At 65.3% G+C, this 17741-nt stretch carries 16 protein-coding genes; 10 read left to right on the forward strand and 6 right to left on the reverse strand.

Translation table 11 applies throughout. The features are described 5' to 3' along the window. Positions 1–395 precede the first annotated feature (395 nt). The 6 genes from P5G59_RS05995 to P5G59_RS06020 form a co-directional block, all read right to left on the reverse strand. On the reverse strand, positions 396–1064 hold the full coding sequence (locus P5G59_RS05995) for an ArdC-like ssDNA-binding domain-containing protein (protein ID WP_301217013.1): 669 nt from the start codon (positions 1062–1064) through the stop codon (positions 396–398). Positions 1065–1191: 127 nt separating this feature from the next. Next, positions 1192–1947 (reverse strand): aminotransferase class III-fold pyridoxal phosphate-dependent enzyme, encoded by a 756-nt coding sequence (locus P5G59_RS06000; protein ID WP_301217014.1) that lies wholly within the window; start codon positions 1945–1947, stop codon positions 1192–1194. Next, a complete protein-coding gene (locus tag P5G59_RS06005; RefSeq protein ID WP_301217015.1) occupies positions 1944–2441 on the reverse strand; it encodes an HtaA domain-containing protein in 498 nt (165 codons plus the stop codon). Before P5G59_RS06005 ends, P5G59_RS06000 begins: the two co-directional genes overlap by 4 nt. Before the next feature lie 71 nt (positions 2442–2512). Then, positions 2513–3631 carry an alanine dehydrogenase gene (gene ald, locus P5G59_RS06010; RefSeq protein ID WP_301217016.1) on the reverse strand — a complete coding sequence of 373 codons (1119 nt, stop codon included), beginning with the start codon at positions 3629–3631 and terminating at the stop codon, positions 2513–2515. Between the two features lie 45 nt (positions 3632–3676). Beyond that, positions 3677–5140 (reverse strand): aldehyde dehydrogenase family protein, encoded by a 1464-nt coding sequence (locus P5G59_RS06015; RefSeq protein WP_301217017.1) that lies wholly within the window; start codon positions 5138–5140, stop codon positions 3677–3679. Beyond that, the gene (locus tag P5G59_RS06020) at positions 5137–6249 is read right to left on the reverse strand and encodes a Zn-dependent alcohol dehydrogenase (protein WP_301217018.1); all 1113 of its coding nucleotides are present in this window, start codon (positions 6247–6249) and stop codon (positions 5137–5139) included. Before P5G59_RS06020 ends, P5G59_RS06015 begins: the two co-directional genes overlap by 4 nt. A 133-nt stretch (positions 6250–6382) precedes the next feature. On the opposite strand from P5G59_RS06020, the gene P5G59_RS06025 reads away from it, so the two are divergent. From P5G59_RS06025 to P5G59_RS06070, 10 genes are all read left to right on the forward strand, one after another. Continuing rightward, positions 6383–7189, forward strand: a complete 807-nt coding sequence (locus tag P5G59_RS06025) for a type 1 glutamine amidotransferase (protein ID WP_301217019.1) — start codon at positions 6383–6385, stop codon at positions 7187–7189. Positions 7190–7322: 133 nt separating this feature from the next. Beyond that, complete coding sequence (locus tag P5G59_RS06030) at positions 7323–8909, forward strand: APC family permease (protein ID WP_301217020.1); 1587 nt, start codon at positions 7323–7325, stop codon at positions 8907–8909. A gap of 213 nt (positions 8910–9122) precedes the next feature. Continuing rightward, entirely contained in the window at positions 9123–10511 is a 1389-nt protein-coding gene (locus tag P5G59_RS06035; protein WP_301217021.1) for a glutamine synthetase family protein, read from the forward strand. Between the two features lie 31 nt (positions 10512–10542). Next, positions 10543–11307, forward strand: coding sequence for an SDR family NAD(P)-dependent oxidoreductase (locus P5G59_RS06040; RefSeq protein ID WP_301217022.1), 765 nt, complete (start codon positions 10543–10545; stop codon positions 11305–11307). Beyond that, on the forward strand, positions 11307–12026 hold the full coding sequence (locus tag P5G59_RS06045) for a gamma-glutamyl-gamma-aminobutyrate hydrolase family protein (protein ID WP_301217023.1): 720 nt from the start codon (positions 11307–11309) through the stop codon (positions 12024–12026). Before P5G59_RS06040 ends, P5G59_RS06045 begins: the two co-directional genes overlap by 1 nt. Next, positions 12019–13194, forward strand: coding sequence for a cytochrome P450 (locus P5G59_RS06050; RefSeq protein WP_301217024.1), 1176 nt, complete (start codon positions 12019–12021; stop codon positions 13192–13194). Before P5G59_RS06045 ends, P5G59_RS06050 begins: the two co-directional genes overlap by 8 nt. A gap of 1 nt (position 13195) precedes the next feature. Continuing rightward, positions 13196–13405 (forward strand): ferredoxin, encoded by a 210-nt coding sequence (locus P5G59_RS06055; protein WP_301217025.1) that lies wholly within the window; start codon positions 13196–13198, stop codon positions 13403–13405. Continuing rightward, entirely contained in the window at positions 13402–14547 is a 1146-nt protein-coding gene (locus tag P5G59_RS06060) for an NAD(P)/FAD-dependent oxidoreductase (RefSeq protein WP_301217026.1), read from the forward strand. Before P5G59_RS06055 ends, P5G59_RS06060 begins: the two co-directional genes overlap by 4 nt. A gap of 149 nt (positions 14548–14696) precedes the next feature. Then, the gene (locus tag P5G59_RS06065; RefSeq protein ID WP_301217027.1) at positions 14697–16067 is read left to right on the forward strand and encodes an aldehyde dehydrogenase family protein; all 1371 of its coding nucleotides are present in this window, start codon (positions 14697–14699) and stop codon (positions 16065–16067) included. Further along, on the forward strand, positions 16064–17740 hold the full coding sequence (locus P5G59_RS06070) for a diflavin oxidoreductase (RefSeq protein ID WP_301217028.1): 1677 nt from the start codon (positions 16064–16066) through the stop codon (positions 17738–17740). Before P5G59_RS06065 ends, P5G59_RS06070 begins: the two co-directional genes overlap by 4 nt. Position 17741 lies beyond the last annotated feature (1 nt).

A 17741-nucleotide genomic window follows, 5' to 3' on the forward strand; every position in this document is an offset into this window, starting at 1 on the left:
TCTAAGCAGCTCCACTCTGACCGGAGGTTCTCGCCATGTCACGACAACCAGATCAAACAACGTCCCTGGGCACTACAATTAGTCGTCGACGGGAGCCAAAGAGCGTGCCCAGCTGGGGCCCGTTCACTTAAGTGCCTGCGTGCATTCGCTCCTTTTGCCTTGTCCCGTCCGCTGCTTGAATCTCGTGTGTCCGTGTATCACGTCTCTCTATCCCTCGTCCCTTCCGCCTCCGTTTCGGTTCCTCGGTTCATTCTCGGGTCGCCTTTCTCTCTTGCGTCGCTCCCATGACTCGCTCCGCAAACGGTCTCTCGCCCGGTCGTTACTCGGTTGCGTTGCAGCCATGAGAGAGCCCCGGCCCAGTAGGGTCAGGGCTCTTGCCTCGATGTGGCGGTTGTCTAGTCGCGGGGATCGATGATCTCCGCGATCGTGTGCGCTGCTCTCAGTACCCGTTGCGCGGTCTCGCGGATGACAACTGTATCCTCATCAGCCCACCCGGCGATGTAGCCGATGCTGTATGCGCTGGTGTCGAGGCCGGATAGGCCGGCGACGATGTAGGCGACCGATTCGGCTTCTACCTCCATCCGACCGCGGTGGGCGCGATACTCAGCGACGTCGTCGATGTGTCGGAGTTCGATGTGCGCAGTCTCGTGGACAAGCGTCTTGGCCTCCTGTTCGAGCGCAAGGTGCTCGGCCAGAGCCACTTGATGCGATTCTGGGTCGGTGTATCCGCTCGCGCTGCTGAGCGGTGAGCGGTGGATTCTCCACCCGTGGCCCTCGAGGTGTGTGGTCAGCGGAGTGATGATGCCGTGGTCATTGTCGCCGGCCAGGCGGCGGGTTGGATCTGCGGGGAGGGGGTCAGCCCCCTCGATCGCGTCCATCTGCCCGACATCAAAAACCGACAGGGTGGGGAAGTAACGCACCACTCGCTCAAGCTGTTCCGGCGCCTCCTTGCTGCCGTCTTCGCGAGCAACCTTCTTCTGGCGGTACCCGAAGATCTTGATTGACTTCTCACCTTTACGGACCTGACGTCCCTTGGCCTGCCACTGTCGGAAGCCGGCAACCATCGTCGCGTCGGGGTCTGGGACAGGATCAACAGGAGGTTGTTGAGACTGTAGTTGTGGAAGGAGCGGGCGAACTCTAGGTACGCCCGCCATTGGCCGCTGTCGGCGAGCTGTTGGACTTGCGTGACGATCAACGCGTGCAGTGCCTCCGCCTGTTGCTCCCTTGCGCTTCGGGTCTGCTTTGTGGTGCCCATGTCCCGTTACCTCCTGATCGTTCTTCTGGCCGTTCCGGCACGAGGATCAAGAAGGGGCGGAGGCGGCGCAGCGCCCGGGTGGTAGCGGTTGCTAAGCGAAGCGAGCGCAGCGAGCGAAGTCTGCAAATAGCGAAGGCCCGGGCACGTAGCCGCTGGAGGTAGAAGTATGCGGGCGGAGCGACGGGGAAAGGATGCAGAAGGCTGCCATAGTCTGGCCGTCGGGCCGAGTGCCCGGACAAAGACAGGGCGCCCATAGTCATGCCGTGGTAGCTGATCTGACGCGACAGTATCTTGACCTTCGCGGGTTGTCCTTTCGTCGCCCAGTAACTCACCGGGGCGCGGATGGCGTACTCAGTGGCCTCCGACCCGCTGTTGACGAAGAAGGCGGTGTTCAGATCGCCGGGTGCCCAAGCGGTAACACGTCGGGCCAGCTCTTCAGCCGGTTCATTCGTGAACTGCGTGCGATAGGTGAAAGCGAGCAGTTCCGCCTGACGTCGCATCGCCTGCGAGACCTCGGGAATGCCGTGACCGACGCTCGCCGTCATGGCTCCGCTGGCACCGTCGAGATACTCGCGGTCGTCTTCGTCGTAGAGGTACACGCCCAGGCCACGCACCGCGGTCGGATAGGAGCCAGCGATGTTCTGCTTGAGCAGAGCGCTCGGCACTTCTTGATGGGAGGCGTGCGCCGTCATCGAACGGGCGCCGCTGCTTCAGGAATCCGGATGGTGAGCGGTGCGAGCGGTTCACCGTCGGGGTAAGTGCCACCGAACATCTCGGGGCCGCTGCCGGCGAGTTTCGACCGGGCATCGAGCCACATCGCGACGTCGTTGTCGATGATGCGGGCAGGCAGGTCGAGTTCAGCGATGTGCTCCTCCGCGTCGCCGACGCGGACCGCCAGTTCAGCCCGGTCATGCGTGATGCGGATGACCGGGTCCTTGATGGAGACGGACAGCAGCCCGCGGTGGGCGGTGAAGCGGACCTCGCCACGGAAACCGAGTTCGGTGGTTCCGTCGACGCCCCTCACCTGGGTTAGCGGGAAGTAGAACTGGCCGGCGTCGGTGACGGCGGCTCCGTCGCGCCAGCTGATGTCACCGTCGTGCATGCCGCGGATGTACTGCAGGAAGGAATCCTTCACGCTCCAGGCGAACCCGAGGTCGGCGCGAGCGGTGAACGGCGTGGGGGTCATCAGTGTCCTTCTGCTCTGTGTGCCACTGGAGGCGGCACCACGAGCGAAGCGCTCGTAGTGCCGCCCGAACGTCAAGCCGCGATGGCCTCTTCGACGCTGGAAGCCTCGCGGCCGAGGGCCGCACCCACGGGGGCGTTGGTCAGCACTCCACCGAGTGCGTTGAGCCCCTTCGCCAGAGCGGCGTCAGCGTTCAGCGCCTCCCGCCAGCCGCGGTCCGCCAGGGCAAGAGCGTAGGGGAGCGTTGCGTTGGTCAGCGAAATGGTGGAAGTGCGCGGGACAGCACCGGGCATGTTCGCAACGCAGTAGTAGATCGCGTCGTGCACGGCGAAGGTGGGGTCGTCGTGGGTGGTGGGTCGTGATCCCTCGAAGCAGCCGCCCTGATCGATCGCGATGTCAACCAGAACCGATCCGGGACGCATTGCGGCCACCATGTCGTCGGTAACGAGCTTAGGAGCGGCGGCACCGGGGATCAGCACGGAACCGATGACGAGGTCCGCGTCGGCAAGTGCCTCCGCGATTGTGTACGGGTTTGAGCGCAAGGTCGTGATTCGTCCATCGAAGCGGGCGTCGAGGGCGCGGAGGCGCGGGAGGTTGACGTCGAGGATCGTGACATCGGCCCCGAGCCCAACGGTCATCGCGGCGGCGTGCTCGCCGGCAACGCCACCGCCGATCACGACGACTTTGCCCTTCGGGGCGCCGGGCACGCCTCCGAGGAGGAGCCCGCGGCCGCCCTGGGTCTTCATGAGCTGGTTCGCTCCAACCTGTCCGGAGAGTCGGCCGGCGACCTCCGACATGGGTGAAAGGAGCGGGAGCGTGCGGTCGGGCAGCTGCACCGTCTCGTAGGCGATGGCGGTCGTACGACTGTTCAGCAGGGCTTCTGTCAGTGCAGCGTCGGCTGCCAGGTGCAGGTAGGTGAAGAGCACCTGGTCTTCGCGCATGAGCGAGTATTCGCTACGCACCGGCTCCTTGACCTTCAGGATGAGGTCGGCGTCGCTCCAGACGACTTCCGCTGTCGGCACCACGAGTCCGCCGGCGGCGATGTACTCGTCGTCGGAGAACGCGCTGCCTTCGCCGGCACCGCGCTGAACCACCACGCGGTGGCCGTGCGACACGAGCTCGGCGACGCCTGCGGGGGTCGCGGCGACCCTGTTCTCGTTGTTCTTCACCTCGGCGGGAACTCCGATGATCATGTTTTCCTGCTTTCTCGTAGGTCGGCCGTCGGCCGGGGGAGGGTGCTAAATCGGGAGGGCGGGGTTATCGACACCGACGACGCGGCGGCCCTGGTAGAACGCGACGCCCTGGGCGGGGCCATGCCCGCCGACTCCGGACGCGTCCCAGAACGTCTGTTCGGATCCGTCCGCGAGGTCGGCCATGTGGGCGCCGTTGATCCGGACTTCGCCCGCGCGGATGCGAGCACCCACGCGGAGCGCTTCGTCTTCATCGACCCCGAAGACGAAGCCGTCTAAGCCGCCCCCGGCGCGATTGGCCGCGCGGACAGCGTCTTCCACGGACGCCGTCCGATGGATGGTCAATGCGGGGCCGAACATCTCGTCGGATGCTTGATCGGCCGCCAGCCCTGTGACGAAGGACGGGTTGAAGAACCATCCGTCCAGCGAAGGCATCCGGCCTGCTCGATGCACGGTGCCGCCTTCAGCCTCGTAGGCCGCGAGCTGACCGACGAGCCGGTCGCGGTGCATTTCGTAGGCGAGCGGACCAAGATCGCAGTCCTGCTCGAGGCAGTTCTCGATTCGCAGTCGTTCAGCTTCGGCGACCAGCGCGTCGACGAGCTCGTCGTGGAGTTCAGCCGAGACGAGGATCTTTCCGGGCGCTTCACACCACTGACCGTTGAGCCGGGTTGCTCCGGCAACGATCAGGCGGGCGGTTTCCGCGGCGTCGGCATCAGCGAGCACGATGGCTGGGTTGTTCGACCCCAGCTCCAGTTGTGTCACCGCCAGCGTCTCCGCCGCGGCACGAGCTACCGCCCTGCCAGCAGTGAGGCCGCCAGTGAAGGTGATGACCCTGATCCGTTCGTCGGACGACAGCGCTGCGCCAACTGCAGCTCCTCCGTGAAGAAGCTGGGCGACGGAACCGGTGATGGCGAAATCGGTCAGGGTGTCGGTCAGTTCTTCAAAAGCGATCTGTACGCCGCCTGGAGTCCATTCGGACGGCTTGAGAAGGACGGGGGAACCTGCTCCGAACGCGGCCGCCAGCTTTGACACCGCTACGAACGTGGGAGCGTTCCAGGGCGCAAGGACCAGGGTCGGCCCGAGCGGCCGGTTTAGGAGCCGCACGCGGTAGCGCTCATCGAGCACTTTGTCGTCGCCAACAGCGGCGGCCTGGTCAGCGATTCCACGGACTCGGTCGCCAAGAGAGCCTGCAAGGACTCGGGTGGTGGTCAGCGGATTGCCTGTAGCGATTGCGTCTTGCAGTGCGATGTCCTCAGCGCGGGTGTCGAGGCGCAGCGCCCATGCACGCAGAACCTCGACCCGGGTGGCTGTGCCGGCATGTTCCAGTACCCCGGTTTCGAAGGTGCGCTGAGCGGCGGCCAAGGCGTCCTCGACGCGAGGAAGTTCGGTGCTGAGCTGAGGTTGGCGGGTTCGGCCGGTATTCGGGTCGCAGAGCACACCGATCTGCTCCGCAGGCATGCGCCAAACGCCGTCGACGTACGAGCGGGTCGGCAGGACGGGGACGTCGATCATGCGGGGACCTTTCCTCGAAAGTCGACGACGGTGCGGATGGACTGGGGGTCTCGCATCGCGTCGAATCCATCGTTGATGTCGTTCAGGCTGACGACGCCGGTAACCATCGATTCGAGGTCAAGTCGACCGGTGCGGTGGTGATCCGTCAACAGGTCGATGTCGGCGAGGAAGCGGTTGCCTCCCATGTAGGCGCCCTGGAGTTTGCGGTCCCCTTCGATCAGGGCGGACGCGTCCACGTTGATGCGGCTGCCCTCGGGCATGAGGCCGAGGATGGTCGCCACTCCGCCGGGCGCTAGCAGTGAGAATGCGAGCTCCGCGGTCGCCGGGCGTCCGACGGCTTCGAAAGCCCGCGTGACCCCGTTCGGCGCGATCGTGTCGACCCTTCCGCGAACGTCGTCCGATGCGAGGATCACATCTGTGGCCCCGAGCTGGCGGGCCAGTTCGAGCTTCTCCGGGTGGAGGTCGACGGCGACGATGCGGCGGGCGCCGCAGATCCGTGCGCCCTGAATGGCTGCCATGCCCACGCCGCCGCAGCCGATGACCAGCACTGTGTCGCTTGCCGAGACCGCAGCGCCGTGGACCACCGCGCCGACGCCGGTGCTGATGCAACAGCCGAGCAGACAGGCCGCCAGAGGGTCGACATCATCGGTCACGAGGGCAAGCGCCGCCTCCCGGACGACAAAGGCTTCCGCGAATGCGCCGATACCGGCGAGTGATCCAACCTCGACGCCGTCGGCGTCGACGATCAGCGGCTCCGCACGCTCGCGAAGCTCACCGACCCGAAGGCACTGGGTCGGATGACCCGACACGCACTGCGAACACGCACCGCAGCTCGGTGTGACGGTGGCGACCACCCTGTCCCCGGGCCGCAGCCGGGTCACGCCGGTTCCGACCTGGTCCACGCGCCCGACGACTTCGTGACCCAGCACGACGGGTGTGACGATTGCAAGTGAACCGTTGAGGTAGTGGAGGTCGCTGTGGCACAGCCCTGCTGCCTCAGTGCGCACAAGCACTTCCCCAGGTCCGGGCTCGTCCAGATAGACCGTTGTCGCACGGAGGGGCTCTCCCGGCGTCTCGAGGACGGCGGCGGTGATCGGAATGCGAGCCATCTCTTCCTTCCGTCCTCCATCGGCGCAGTGACTGTCATGGCATACTCTCCGGCTGTCGAAGCCGGGTGGAGTGCACGCTGCACGTTGTTGTGGCGCAGCATGTGCCCGCCTCACATGGGGTCAACCTGACGAGGTGGTCGTCTTGAACTGCGAGCTAGAAGCCGTCGACGAGATTGACGAAAGGGTGGGACACATGGTCGAACCGGGAGCGGCAAGACGGGTCATCCTGATCATCCAGCCGGACGAGAAGGACGATCTCGGCCGGATGGCGCCGTGGCTTGCAGAGGACGGATTCGAGCTCAGGACGATCCGCCCTTATCTCGGGGAGACGGTACCCGCGCAAGTGGACGCGGACGCGTTGCTCGTGCTCGGCGGCAGCATGGCGGCTACCGACGACCACTTGCACCCGTGGTTGCTCGACGTGCGTGAGTTGCTGAGGGACGCGCTCGCAAGATCCGTCCCCACGTTGGGAGTCTGCCTTGGTGCGCAGCTTCTGGCACTTGCTGCCGGCGGGACGGTCCAGCGTGGCCGCGCGGGGTTGGAATGCGGCGTCGTGGAGGTGCGCTGGCTTGACGCCGGGAGATCGGATCCCCTTGTCTCCTCGCTGGGGCAGCGTTTCTCAGCTGCCACCATGCACTACGACGTCATCGACCGGCTGCCCTCCAATGCTGCACTCCTCGGTACCGGCATGGCGTACGCGCATCAGGTGTTCCGCGTCGGTGATGCCGCATGGGGGGTCCAGTTCCACCCGGAGGTGACCCCGGAACGCTTCGCCGCGTGGCGAACCGAGACCAGTCCGGCAGAGCGCGCCGGTTACGACCGCCAGGCACAGCGCGTGGCCGAGTCCGACAAGCTCTTGGTTTCAAGTGCACGCGCGCTGACCCTTCGTTTCGGACACATCATCCGAGGGCGCAACGCCGGGGGAGTGCGACTGGGCTGATCGCCGCGGACCGATCATGGTCCAGGTGCACACACGGGGACCGGATCATGGTCAGACTTCACATCGGCGGGTGAGCGTCAAGTCGCTAGTTTGCCGCAATCCCGATAGTTCGAGGGCGAGCTTTCGATCGACGTTGCTCCAGCTCGATCCAGGGCGACCTACTGATGCAGTAAGCACTGAGAGGCGATACCTAGAAATGGCGACAAACACAACCCGAAAGCGGGGAACAGCGGAGGCGTCAACGGGCCTTCTGAAGGGCTCCATACGGTTCCTGACGATCGTGCTGATGGTGACAGCAGCGGCGGCTCCGCTGGTCGTGGTCTCGACCTACATCCCGATCTCCTACGCCTACGGATCCGGGTTCTCCACGGCCCTCACGTACGCGGCGGCGACCATCATCCTGCTGGTGTTCTCTGTCGGGTTCGCCCAGATGGCGAAACGCATCACCGCCTCGGGAGCCTTCTACAACTTCACCACCCAGGGGCTGGGGAAGCCTGTGGGCCTCGGTGCCGGGTGGACGATCATGGTCGCTTACAGCATGATCGTCCCGGCCATCAGCGGCGGACTCGGGTTCTACCTCTCGTCGCTGCTCGACAAGTACCTCGGGTGGTCCGTCCCGTGGTGGATCTGCTCCATCGTCGGAGTCGCGTTGATGTGGCTGCTGTCGTACTTCAAGGTGACGATGGCCGGTCGTGTGCTGGGTGTAGCGCTCGGGCTAGAGATCATCATCATCTTCATCGTGGCGTTGCTCACGGTCGTGAAGGGCGGCAGCGAGGGCCAGATGCCTGAGGCGTTCAACCCCGCAACGTTCGTAGCGGCCCCCGCCATCGGCATCGGGCTCTTCTTCGCCTTCTGGTCGTGGATCGGATTCGAGACCACAGCGATCTACGGCGAGGAGACGTCGGACCCGAAGCGGGCCGTCCCACGCGCGACCTACATCGCCGTGATTACCCTGGGCGTGTTCTACACCTTCGTCGCTTACGCCGGGATCGTCGGCTTCGGGAAGGACACGGTCAAACAGGCTCAGGAGCTCGGCGCCAACTATTTCTTCGAAATGGCGGGTCGTTTCGCGGGGCTCTTCTTCCAAGACGTTCTGGACTTCCTGGTCGTTACGAGCTTCTTCGCTTGCGCGTTCGCTTTCCACAACAACGCGTCCCGTTACCTGTTCTCGATGGGCCGAGACCACATCCTTCCCGCGAGTTTGGGACGCACTCACCCTGTGCACCGGTCACCGTACGTCGCCAACGCTGTCCAGGGCATTGTTGCGATCGTCGTGATTGCCCTCTTCGCACTCGCCGGCGCCGACCCGCTCCTTCAGCTGGGTGGTTGGCTGCCCATCTTCTGCACTGCCGGGGTGGTGTTCGTGCAGCTGCTGGTCTCCATCGCAGTCATCAGGTACTTCAACAGGGTGGGCCGTTCCGGGCCCGGTGAGGTCTGGAAGACGCTCATTGCGCCGGTCATCGGCGTGCTTGCGCAGGCTGGTGTCCTTGTCTTGCTCATCATCTACATCCCGTTCCTTGCCGGGGCCGACGTGCTCGTCGTGAACCTCATACCGCTGTACGTGGCGCTGATCGGAATCGCGGGCGTTGCGTTCGCCCTATACCTCCGCCGCCGCAGCCCCGAGAGATATGCACGGATCGGCAAGATCTACGACGAGGAGGAGCAGCCGGACGCGCTCGCCGTACCGCTCGTGGAGCGGGATCCCGAACCGACCGCCTGACGTCGCTATATCCCACGTCCTAGAAGGCCCGGGTGTGCAGAACGCGCACCCGGGCCTTCGCGTCGGAGAGACTGAACGGGGTCGGCGCTGCACCGGACCGCTCCCAAGCGTGTGCATCACGCACACAACGTCGGTCGGCGCCCGCCGTAGCTTCACTAACGATTCACCTTTGGAACAACCGCGACACTGAAGCCGGAAAGAAAGGCTGCATCTATGAACAAAGAGGTTCTGATCGACGACCCGAAGCGCTACGTCGAATCATTCGTCAAAGAGCACGACATCAAGGTCATCAAGCTCGGTGCGGTGGACATCGACGGATTGTGGCGCGGCAAGCGGCTCTCAGCCCAGTACTTCGTCGAAGCGGCGTACTCCGCAGGCACGAACATCTGCAACATCCTTTTCGGCTGGGACATCGAGGACGCATCGATCTCGGACCTCACGTTCACCGGATGGCACACCGGCTACCCGGATGTGAACCTTCGCCCCGACCTCTCCACCCTCCGCACGGTTCCCGGCGAGCCCGGCGTAGCGTCCGTCATCTGCGACATCTACCAGCCCGACGGATCACTGCTGCCCATCTCGCCCCGGCAGGTACTGCAGCGGGTCGTGGAACGCTCGAACAATCTGGGTTACGCCCCGATCTGCGCCTACGAGTTCGAGTTCTACCTGTTTGAGGGAACCGCGCGTGAACTCTCGCGTCGCTCCTGGCGTGACCTCGAGCCGATCTCGACCGGCAACCACACGTACAGCGTCTACCGAGACACCGGCTCCGATCACGTCATCGGGCTGATCCGTGACAGGCTCGCCGATCAGGGCGTCTTCATCGAGGCCAGCAACAGCGAGCACGGAGCGGGTCAGTTCGAGGTCAACATCCACTACGGCGACGCTCTGCGGGCAGCCGACAGCGCCCTCGTGTTGAAGAACACCGTCAAGGAGATCGCGGCCCAGCACGGGCTGACCGCATCGTTCATGGCGAAGGTGAACAAGAACCACGCCGGTTCCTCCGGGCACGTCCACCAGAGCCTCGTGAGCGAAGCTGGCGGTGAGGCGCTCTTCGCCAATCCAGGCAACCCCGCTGAGCTCAGCGAGCTGGGTATGGCCTACCTGGCCGGCCTGGTCTCCGGCACCCGCGATCTCACCGCCATCTACCTGCCCACCATCAACTCCTACAAGCGAGTCGAGGGCGGCCAATGGGCCGGATCCAGCTCCACCTGGGGCCTCGACAACCGGACCGTCGCCATCCGCAGCATCCCGTCCGCCGGCCCCGCTGCCCGGGTCGAAAACCGAGTCGCAGGCGCGGACGCGAACCCATACCTCGTCCTGGCGGCGAACATCGCCTCCGGGCTCAGCGGCATCGAGCAGAAACTGACGCCACCGCCGGCTGTCATCGGCAACGCGTACGAGAAGGACACCGACGCCTCCCTGCGGCTGCCGAACTCGTTGGAGCCGGCCACGGAGGTCTTCGCGGAGAGCGCCCTGGCGAAGGAGTACTTCGGCGAGGAGTTCGTCCGCCACTACGCGGAGACGCGCCGGTGGGAGGTTCGCCAGTTCCACACCGCGGTCACCGACTGGGAAGTCGCCCGCTACCTCGAGCACATCTAACCAAACCGATCCGAGCACGAAGGAATAACACATGAGCAACCGACTCGAAGGCCGTTACGCCGCCGTCACGGGCGCCGCTTCCGGCAACGGCCGCGCCATCGCCGAGAAGCTGCTGGCCGACGGCGCCACCCTGGCCGCCATCGACCTCAACGCCGATGCACTGAACAGCGTCTTCGGCGACCGCCCCGAAGTCCTGCAGGTACAGGCGAACGTCGCCGACGAGGACTCGGTCAAGGCCGGCTTCGCCCAGATCGCAGACGCATTCGGCCGGCTCGACGTCCTGGTGAACAACGCCGGCATCGTCAAGTTCGGCACGTTCGAGGAGCTCTCCCGCGCCGAATGGGACCAGGTCTTCGCAGTGAACTCGACCGGGCCGTTCCTGGTCTCGCGCGAGGCTTACGGGTTGCTGCGCGCCGGAGACGGCGACCACACGCGAGCAATCGTAAACATCACCTCCGTCGAAGCCCACATCGTCATCTCGAGCAGCGGACACCCGCAGATCCACTACAACGCGTCGAAGGGTGCGCTGCTTCAGCTGACCCGCGCGCTCGCTGTGGAGGCGGCTGCCTCCGGTATCCGCGTGAACGCCGTTGCACCCGGCTTCATCGAGACGCCCTTCACCGCTGAGGCGCTCGGCAACGAGGACGTGCGCAACTGGCTGCTCGAGCGCACCCCGCTGGGACGCATCGGCAAGCCGGAAGACGTCGCCAACGGTGTCGCCTTCCTTGCTTCCGACGAGGCGAGCTGGGTCACCGGCACCACGCTGTTCGTCGACGGCGGCTGGACGATCTACTGATGCCCGCGCCGCTCATCGCCGTCAGCGCCGAGCGCAGCGAGCAGCGCTCCGCGTTCGGCCCCCGCGATTCCACCCTCCAGGTGCTCAACTACGCCGACGCCGTCGTGTCGGCTGGCGGGCGCCCAGCCATCCTGCCCGCCACCGAGACGGTCCCCTCCGATCTACTGGAGGGATTCGACGGACTCCTCCTGACCGGAGGTGGAGACCTGTCCCCGGAGATGTACGGCCAGGAGCCCGATGACTCCGTCTACGGCGTCAGCGTGTTCCGAGACCGGTTCGAGACAGCGCTGGTGGCTGAGGCCCAGCAGCGAGGACTGCCGATCCTCGCCATTTGTCGTGGGCTGCAGCTGATCAACGTCCTCCGCGGCGGCACACTCATCCAGAACCTTGAGGGGCACTGGCAGACACGGCCCTCCCACGAGCCGGACCACGAAATCGCCGTCGACGCCGGCTCACGGCTCGCCGAGGTCATCGGTGGGACGGTCATGGCCGTCAACAGCTACCACCATCAGGCGGCGGCAACGCTCGGGCAGGGTCTTCGGGTCACGGCTCGCTCCGGCGAGGTGGTGGAAGCCTTCGAGGACCCCGAGAATGACCTGATCGCGGTGCAGTGGCATCCCGAGCACCTGTTCAGCACCTCGGCCGACAACCATGCGCTCTTCGACGACCTGGTCGCCCGGGCCAGCGCCCACAAAGAAAGGAAACTGGCTAATGTCTGATCGACACGACCTCGCGGAATTCGACTTCCACGGCAAGGCACTGGATACGATCTTCGACGACTACGAGACGATGCACGAGTCGAAGCCGGTTGGGCACAGCTCCAAATACGGCGGCTTCTGGTACATCTCGAAGAGCGACGACATCTTCAACGCCGAGCAGGACCCGGACACATGGGCAGTCGGGCCGTCGATGCTGCTGCCGTCCTTCGGCACGTCCATGCCGCTCATCCCGATCGACATCGACCCGCCAGCGCATGCCGGCTTCCGCAAGCTGCTGCTCCCGATGTTCACTCCGATGGCGATCAACAAGCTGGAACCGGGCATGCACACCACAGCGGAGCAGCTTGCCGGCGAGGTGCAGACGGCGTTCCAGCAGAACGACGTCGTCGATGTCTCGGCTGCCTTCGCTCGCCCCTACCCAACGATCATCTTCAGTCGCCTCGCCGGCTACCCCGAGGCGGACTGGCCGATGTTCGACCAGTGGATCGACGACATCATCTACGAGCGCACCAAGTCGCCGGAGAAGGCAGAGGCTGCCGGCGACGACCTCATCGCTTACGTCCAGCGCCTGATCGCTGACATGCGCAATGGTGGAAGCGGCCACGGCATCATGGGAGAACTGCTCGATGCGCAGGTCGACGGCCGGCCGCTTACCGACGATGAACTGATCTCTTACGGGTACCTCCTGTTCCTCGCCGGGCTCGACACCACCGCCTGGGCCATCCGCTCCTCGCTCTGGTACCTCGCTGGGAACAAAGAAGCGCAGCAGCTGCTGCGAAAGGAGTCGGACCGCATCCCTGACGCTGCGGAGGAGTTCCTCCGCACTCTCTCGCCCGTCCAAGCGATGGCCCGCACCTGCAAACAGGACACCACCGTCAGCGGTCAGGAGATCAAGGCTGGCGAGCGTGTCGTGCTGGTGTTCGGCGCGGGCAACCGCGACCCCGAGGTGTACGAGAAGCCCAACGACATCGACATCACGCGCGAAAACAACCGCCATCTCGCCTTCGGCGGTGGCATCCACCGCTGCCTCGGGTCGAACCTGGGCCGCAAGGAGCTGGTGATCTCGCTGGAGCACTTCCTTGCGACCATCCCGGAGTTCGAGCTCGCGGAGGACGCGCCGTGGCACGGGGTCGGGTCCCTCCGTATCCGACTGACGGGAGGCAACTGACATGGCTGAGCTGTGGGTCGACCCCGCACGCTGCCAGGGACACGCGCGGTGCTACATGATCGCACCGGACACCTTCCGGATCGATGACGAGGGCTACGCCCACGTGATCGAGGGCCGTGAAAGCTCGTACGAGGAGGAGCACGTCCGCAAGGCGATCCGCACCTGTCCCGAGCGTGCGATCAAAATCCTCGGAGCTGACGGGGAATCATGAGCGGGCAGTTGGTCGTCGTGGGTGCATCGGTCGCCGCGACGGCGCTCATCGAACGGATACGTGAACTCGGGAACCGGGAGCCGATCACCGTCGTCGACAGCGACCCCGATGCGCCATACGACCGGCCTCCCGTCTCCAAGCACTACCTGGTGGAGGCGGACTCGAGCGACATCGCCGTGGACTGGAGCGACCTTGACGTCTCCCTCGTCCGCGCCCACGCAACAGGGGTGGACCCGTCGGCGAAGCTGCTGCTGATCGAGGAGGCGGGGATGAGTCGGAGCATCCCCTTCGAGAACCTCGTGATCGCCACCGGGGCCATCCCGGCCCGTCTTCCCATCGAGCCGCCGGACACGCTGGTGCTGCGAAGCGCTGACGATGCGCGTCGGCTCCGGATGCACACGGAAGGGGGTCGGTCAGTCATCATCATCGGCGCGGGCGCGATCGGGGTCGAGTTGGCGTCGTCCCTCGCTGCGCGCGGATGCACCGCGACTTTGGTTGATCGCGCAGCCGGACCGCTCGAGCGGCTCCTCGCCGGCCACCTCTCCGCCGAGACAACGGAGTGGCTGGAGTCCGCCGGGGTGCGGTGCGTCTGGAAAGCCGACATCGCGGCCATCGAGCATGCGGGCGACGGCTGGACCGTCGAACTCCGAGGTGAGGAGACGTTGCGAGCCGACCTTCTGGTCAGCGCGGTCGGCGCTCGACCCGCTGTCGCGTGGCTGCAGGGCAGCGGTCTGCTCACCGACGGTGCCCTCATCGCCGATGAGGCGGGCAGGGTCGTCGTCGAAGACCAGCCGCGCGGCGAGGTCTTCGCCATCGGCGACGTGGTGACTCGTCGACACGACGACGGGTCCCTGCAACGCACCGAGAGCTGGGCGGCCGCTCGGCAGCATGCGACCCAGCTCGCCGAGGACCTGTGCGGTGCTCAGCGCGGTACGGCGCCTAAGCCCTACTTCTGGACAGAGGTCGCCGGCCGAATGGTCCAGGTTGTCGGTTCTCTGAGCCCCGACGATGAGCTGGTGCTGGAAACCGCGAACCCAGAGAGGCGATCCGCCCTCTACCGGGCGGCGGGCGCCGGCGAGGACGAGGCGTTCATCGGCGTGAACGCGCAGCCACGGATAGCGAGAATCCTGATGGGGGCCTGACCAGCCGATCCGACTGCTGAAGGGGCATGTGCGTGCTGCACATGCCCCTTCAGCTTTGCGTGCTGCGCGCACTCCAAACGCACGCCTGGAGTGTTGGAAAGTGGGGCGAAACGGCGGCGCACCGGTGCCCCCTGTCGAAACGAGGATCGATGACGAACCAGACAATTCCCGTGTGGAACCCCGCCACGGAAGCCCAGATCGATTCTGTCCGCGCTTTCTCGAAGGACGAGGTCAACGACGTTGTCGCGCGCGCCGTGGAGGCGCAGAAGCGCTGGGTGCGGCTGCCCATCAACCGCCGTCAGCAGTTCATGTTCGATCTCGCCGACGCGATCATGGAGCACCGGGAGGAGCTAGCACGCCTCGAGTCGCAGGATGTCGGCAAGCCCATTCGCGCTGCGCTGGCTGAAGCTGAAAGCGTCGCCGGGGTGTTCCGCTACTACGGCGGGGTTATCGACAAGCTCACCGGCGACACCATCCCCGTCGACGGCGGCGTGGCGCTGACGTTCCGGGAGCCGATTGGCGTTGTCGGGGTCATCACCCCGTGGAACTTTCCGCTTCCGATCGCCAGCTGGAGCATCGCCCCCGCCCTCGCCGCGGGCAACTCGGTCATCGCGAAGCCGGCCAGCATGACGCCGTTGTCGACTCGGCGCCTCGGCGAGCTCGCCGCCGCCGTCTCTCCGATACCGGATCTTCTCCAGGTCGTGACCGGCAGCGGTGCCGCGGTCGGATCGACCCTGATCGACGACCCGCGAGTCGGCAAGATCAGCTTCACCGGGTCCACGGAAGTCGGACGCTCCATCTTGACGTCCAGCGCGGCAACGATGAAGCGAGTCACCCTCGAGCTTGGCGGTAAGTCCGCGAACGTCGTCTTCGCCGATGCCGACATCGAGAAAGCGGCGACCGCCGCGCCCTGGGCAGTGTTCGACAACACCGGTCAGGACTGCTGCGCCCGCAGCCGCGTGCTGGTGCAACGATCCGCCCTTGATGCGTTCATGGACGCGTTTGTAGACGCGACTCGATCCATGAGGATCGGAGACCCCTCCTCGCACGACACTGACCTCGGGCCGCTGGTCTCTGCCGAGCACCGCGACACTGTCCGCTCGTTCCTCGACGACGAACTGGAGGTCGTCTACCGCGGTGAAGAGCCGGACGCCGCGGGCTTCTGGATGGCACCTCACATCGCGATCGATCCGTCCGGCGCGACGCGTGCGGCACGGGAAGAGATCTTCGGCCCGGTTGCCGTCGTCATCCCGTTCGATACTGAGGAGGAGGCGGTCCGACTGGCGAACGACTCGATCTACGGCCTGAGCGGCTCCATCTGGACCAATGACATCGGCCGGGCCCTTCGCGTTGCTCGCGGGATCGAAAGCGGCACCCTCTCCGTCAACTCCAACTCCTCCGTTCGCGTTCAGGTTCCGTTCGGCGGGTTCAAGCAGTCCGGAATGGGCCGCGAACTCGGAATGGAAGGCGTCCGCGGGTTCACCGAGCACAAGTCCGTCTTCATCAACACCGCATCATGACCATGACACTCGAGATGAACGCCCAGGGCGAGCAGGAAGGGACTAGCTCCACCGACGCGGCCGAGCTGACCATCCTCTTCGGCAGCCAGACCGGCAACGCCGAGTACCTTGCGCATCAGATCCACCAGAAAGCGGCCAAGAGCGGCCAGCACGTGGATCTCTTCTCACTTGAGGAATGGCTGCACGCGGGCCCTCCATCAACGAAGCGCCTGCTGATAGTCACGTCCACTCACGACAACGGGCACATGCCCGACAACGCTGCGGAGTTCTGGGACTGGCTGCAGGGGCAGGAACCTGGAGCTCTCGACGCTCTGCCGTACGCCGTCCTCTCCATCGGCGACTCCATGTATGACGACTTCTGCAAGGCCGGCCACGACATCGACGGCCAGCTGGAGGCGCTCGGGGCCGTGCGGGTGGTGGAAGGAATCGACTGCGACATCGACTTCGAGTTCAGCGCCGGGAAGTGGTCCGGCCCGGCTGTCGAGCAGCTCCTGGCGGCTGAGCCGTGGAGTGGGACGACGGCATCGGCCGGACCGTCCGACGTCGAGGCGCAGACCGGCGGTACTGGGGAGCGCGTTCGGACGGCGAGGATCGTGCACGCGCAGAAGCTGTCGAAGCCGGGATCCGCGAAGTCGGTGGTTCACTATGAGCTCGCCTTCGACGATGATTTCGAGTACCAGCCGGGCGACTCCCTTGCAGTATTTCCCACCAACCCCGAAAGCCTGGTGGACGAGTGGATTGCTGTATTCGGCAACCCCGAAGTCGTTGTTCACGAGGAGCCGCGGTCACTGCGTAGCGTGCTGCGGGAGGATGTCGAACTTCGGCTTACTCACCCCGGACTTGTCGTCGGACTCTCGCGCCTGAAGCCGGGCAGTGCGGCGGTGCAGCGGATCATCGCCTTGATCCAGTCCGGTGACCGGGAGGAGCTCGACGCGTGGCTCTGGGGTCGCGACGTCCTCGACGTCCTCACGGACCTCGACTGCCTCGACCTGCCGATCGAAGACATCCTCGACGAGATGAGGCCGCTGCAACACCGCGACTACTCCATCGCATCAAGCCCAGCCCTGGACGAGGGGCGCGTCCACCTCACGGTCAACGGCGTCGCATACGAGGGGGCCCGCGGCAGGTATGCCGGCACGGCAACCGACTTCCTTGCGGCCCGAGCACAAGACGGCGCACCCTTCTCTGTCCGTCGGCTCCCTGCACACGAGTTCCAGCTACCAGCGAGCGACGTGCCCGTCGTGATGATCGGCCCGGGGGTGGGGGTCGCACCGTTCCGTGCATTCCTTCGCCAGCGGCAGGCAGGGGCCGGGGAAGCGGACAACTGGCTGTTCTTCGGTGATCAGCATCGAGCCTTCGACTGGCTGTACGAGGAAGAACTCAGCGACCTTCAGGATAAGGGCGCCCTCACCAGACTGAACGTCGCGTTCTCCCGGGACCAGGCGGAGAAGCACTACGTGCAGGACGAGATCCTCCGCCACGGCGACGAGATCAACGAGTGGATCAACCGAGGCGCGTACATCTTCGTCTGCGGTGACAAGAACCGGATGGCGCCCGACGTCGATCGCGCGCTGACCACGGTCCTTACCCGGGCGACAGGATCGGAGACCGACGCGCATGCCGCCCTGGCTGCGCTCAAAGCAGAGGGACGCTACGTCAAGGACGTCTACTGAC

It is taken from the genome of Leifsonia virtsii (genome assembly GCF_030433675.1).
GTDB classification, from domain to species: domain Bacteria; phylum Actinomycetota; class Actinomycetes; order Actinomycetales; family Microbacteriaceae; genus Leifsonia; species Leifsonia virtsii.